The sequence below is a fragment of the Desulfosarcina sp. genome, assembly GCF_041551955.1.
Taxonomy (GTDB): domain Bacteria; phylum Desulfobacterota; class Desulfobacteria; order Desulfobacterales; family Desulfosarcinaceae; genus Desulfosarcina.
The window spans coordinates 1-3,509 of sequence record NZ_JBFELV010000497.1; the positions used below are offsets into that span (position 1 = coordinate 1).

Here is a 3,509-nt window from a genome sequence, read left to right on the forward strand (position 1 = left end):
AAGGTGGAAGGTGGAAGGTGGAAGGTGGAAGGCGGAAGGCGGAAGGCGGAAGGCGGAAGGCGGAAGACCCGAACCCCGAACCCAGAACCCAGAACCCCTCCGGCAAATTGACATTGAAAAACACATGTGCCCATGCTAATTAGGCAAGCTATCCACTTCGGGGTGTTTATCCCCCTACAACGGATGGCGAACGTTATAAATCGAACCAATTTGCTCGTCTTTCCGTCCGTTTTCCGCGTTGCAGCAACGGCCACTGAGCAAAACTATGCAACCCTTGTTTCACCTTGAAAACGAACCGAAACCCTTTGCAAGTTCAGCCCAATTTATTTCGTTTCCCATCCAAACCCACCCAATCGGCAGTAAAAGGAGGAGTGACATGCGTAAATTTTCAGTTGGTCTCGTATTTTCTCTGGTTGCGGTAATGGCCTTCACGTTTGCGGCGGTTGATGCCGGCGCAGCGGATACCATCAAGATTGGATTCAACATTCCCCTTACCGGGGACAACCCAGACGTAGGCGCATCGTCAAAAAACGCCGCAGAAATGTATCTTAAAAAACACCCCACGGTCGATGTCGGCGGTAAATCCTATGCGCTGAAATTCGTTTTTGACGATAACGAGTACAAGGCCGAATCGGCTGTTAAGGTCAGCACGAAACTGATCACCGAAGAGGGCGTCCTGGGCATCATCGGTCCCCAGTCCTCCAGCCAGGCCGTGCCGGCGGGTGAGGTGGCCAACAACTACGCCACCCCCATGATCAGCCCCTGGTCCACCAACCCCAACACAACCCTGGACCGGCCGTATGTCTTCCGTGGCTGTTTCCTGGATCCTTTTCAGGGTCCCGTGGCCGCCAATTTTGCCACCGATGAACTGGGCGCCAAAAAAGCGGCCGTGCTTTATGACATCGCGGCCGATTACCCCAAGGGCCTGGCTGAGTTCTTCAAAGAGGCATTCGAAGCGATCCACGGCGCCGGTTCCGTTGTAGCCTTTGAAAGCTTTACCACCGGCGACAAGGATTTTTCCGCCCAGATGACCAATATCATGATGGCCGGCGCCGATGTGCTCTTCACCCCCCAGTACTACAGTGAAGTGCCTCTGATCGTACGTGCCGCCAAAGAGATGGGTTGGACCAAACCGATCCTGGGTTCCGACTCCTGGGGCGGCGGCGACCTGATGGGCCTGTGCGGTGACGACTGCAAGGGATACTACTTTTCCACCCACTATGCGGCCGCCGGTGCCAAGGGTGATACCAAGGCATTTATCGATGAATACACCGCCACATACGGCAAAACCCCCGACGATGTAGCCGCTTTGACCTGGGACTCGCTGGGTCTGATGGTCCAGGCCATCAAGGACACCGGCAAGCTTTCCGGTGATGTCAAAGCCGACCGCACCAAGGTGAAAGACGCCCTGGCATCCATCAAGAACTACCCCGGCATCACCGGCAACATGACCTTCACCCCCGACGGGGATCCGAAAAAATGTGCCGTTGTGGTCAAGATTAACGACGAGGGTAAGTTCGAATTTTTCAAATCGGTCTGCCCCAAATAGCCACTGAATAAAATCCGAAAAAGAAAAACCGTTTTGATGATCTACCGGCCGCTCGCTTTGAACGGGAGCGGCCGCGCCAACAAAAAAAAGGGAGCGGGCACGCCTGTATCCCTTTCCTTTTGACGGGAGCCGTAGCCCATGACCGTTAACTTTTTCTTGCAGAACCTGATCAACGCCCTGCAGTGGGGCAGCTTTTACGCCTTGATCGCACTCGGGTACTCCATGGTGTACAGCATTCTCATGCTGTTCAATTTCGCCCATGGGGATATCTTCATGGTGGGCGCTTACATCGGGCTGGGTGTGTCGATCGGATTGCTGTCCCTTTTCGGAACCGGGGCGGCAGCCGTTTTTCCCGGCTGGGTGCTGTTGGTGATGACCCTGTTGATCTCCATGTTTCTCACCGCCTTCGTGGGTATTATCGTCGAACGGGTGGGATACCGGCCTCTGCGGGAGGCCCCCCGGGCGTCTGCCGCCATCACCGGCTTGATGATCGGCATCATCCTGGAAACCTCCAACATCCTCTTTTTGGGGGGCTCACGGCTGAAATTTCCCCAGCTTATCGAATCGACCACCTACAACATCGGCGGCGTGTTCGTGACCAACAAGAAGATCATGATCGTTCTGGTCTCCCTCGGGCTGATGCTGGCCCTGCACCAGTTTATCAGCCGAACCAGGTGGGGCATGGCCATGCGGGCCATGGCCTACGATTACGTGGTGGTTCCCCTGGTGGGGGTGCCCATGAACACCATTGCCGCCATGACGTTTGCCATCGGTTCGGCGCTGGCTGCCGCCGCAGGCATCCTTTTTGGCCTGGCCTATCCGGTGCTGGACCCTTACATGGGGGTCAGCTTCGGGTGGAAAGCCTTTGTGGCCGCCATCCTCGGCGGTCGCGGATCCATCATGGGTGCCTGCATCGCCGGCTTCATGCTGGGTTTTATCGAAATCATGACCGTACCGGCGATTCAGATCGTGAACCGGCTATTTTCACTCAATATCGGCTCCAACCTGCGTGATCTCATCGCCTATTCCATCGTCCTGTTGATCCTTATTTTCAGGCCACACGGACTTTTCGGGCAGGCATACAGCGCGAAATTGCGACTCTAATTCTGAGCTTATTTGCGCACAAGGAAACGTTACCATGGACGAAACACTCGCACCGAAACAGACCGGCGGCATTTTTAAACGGATGGGTCTGTTCTTCAAACCGGTGCCCCTTTTGGGATACCTGCTCGGTTTTCTGGTCTGTGCACTCTGGGAACAGTTGGCCGGCGAAGGGCTGACCTCGTTATTGGGACTGCCCAAGCTGCCGGTACTTTTCGGTCTGCTCACCATTTTCAAAGTACTGGCCGGGATCATCAATTTTCTGATCAAGGGAGACGCGTTCAACTGGGCCACCTGGGTGCACATCCCCAGCGCCCTGATTTACCTGACCGTCATTTACCTGCTGCCGCTGGCCATCGTCGCCCGGGCTGTGGTAAAACCGGCCAATGCAGTGGCCCGATTCCTTCAAGGGTTTCCCCTTATCGTCACCGCGCTGGTGCAGTTGGGACTGATGTATGCGGTTCTGCACATATGGGCCGAGATGAGCGACTACCGGTTGATTTTCCTCAAGTTGACCCTGATCGCGGTTCTGTTCACCCTGAGCCTGAACATCATCAACGGCTACATGGGCGAATTTTCCTGCTCACACCCCGGTTTCATGGCCATCGGCGCATACATGTCCAGTCTTTTTACGGTGGGTCTGTTTGCCAGCGACAAGGTATTGGGCGATGCGGTTTTCAACGTTTCCGTTGCCTACCTCACCTTTCCCCTGGCGCTGATCTTCGGTGGCCTAATGGCCGCTATGGGCGCGTTGATCGTCGCCATTCCTTCATTTAAAACCCGGGGGGACTATCTGGCGATCATCAGCCTGGCCTTTCTTTTCATCGTGAAAAGCTTTTTCGAAAACATGTAGGCCTTG

The 3,509-nt window shown here is 55.3% G+C and carries 3 protein-coding genes; all 3 read left to right on the plus strand.

Annotated features, from left to right (window positions below):
* Positions 1–376: 376 nt before the first annotated feature.
* The 3 genes from ABYV26_RS23090 (at position 377) to ABYV26_RS23100 (ending at position 3,503) form a co-directional block, all read left to right on the plus strand.
* Positions 377–1,549, plus strand: a complete 1,173-nt coding sequence (locus tag ABYV26_RS23090) for an ABC transporter substrate-binding protein (RefSeq protein ID WP_372683708.1) — start codon at positions 377–379, stop codon at positions 1,547–1,549.
* Positions 1,550–1,687: 138 nt separating this feature from the next.
* Positions 1,688–2,653 carry a branched-chain amino acid ABC transporter permease gene (locus tag ABYV26_RS23095; protein ID WP_372683709.1) on the plus strand — a complete coding sequence of 322 codons (966 nt, stop codon included), beginning with the start codon at positions 1,688–1,690 and terminating at the stop codon, positions 2,651–2,653.
* A 34-nt stretch (positions 2,654–2,687) separates the two neighbouring features.
* Complete coding sequence (locus ABYV26_RS23100; RefSeq protein ID WP_372683710.1) at positions 2,688–3,503, plus strand: hypothetical protein; 816 nt, start codon at positions 2,688–2,690, stop codon at positions 3,501–3,503.
* Positions 3,504–3,509 lie beyond the last annotated feature (6 nt).

Excerpts from the sequence above, each read along its gene's own strand:
- ABYV26_RS23090 (WP_372683708.1), top strand. The coding sequence starts at position 377 with ATGCGTAAATTTTCAGTTGGTCTCGTATTTTCTCTGGTTGCGGTAATG.
- ABYV26_RS23095 (WP_372683709.1), top strand. The coding sequence starts at position 1,688 with ATGACCGTTAACTTTTTCTTGCAGAACCTGATCAACGCCCTGCAGTGG.
- ABYV26_RS23100 (WP_372683710.1), top strand. The coding sequence starts at position 2,688 with ATGGACGAAACACTCGCACCGAAACAGACCGGCGGCATTTTTAAACGG.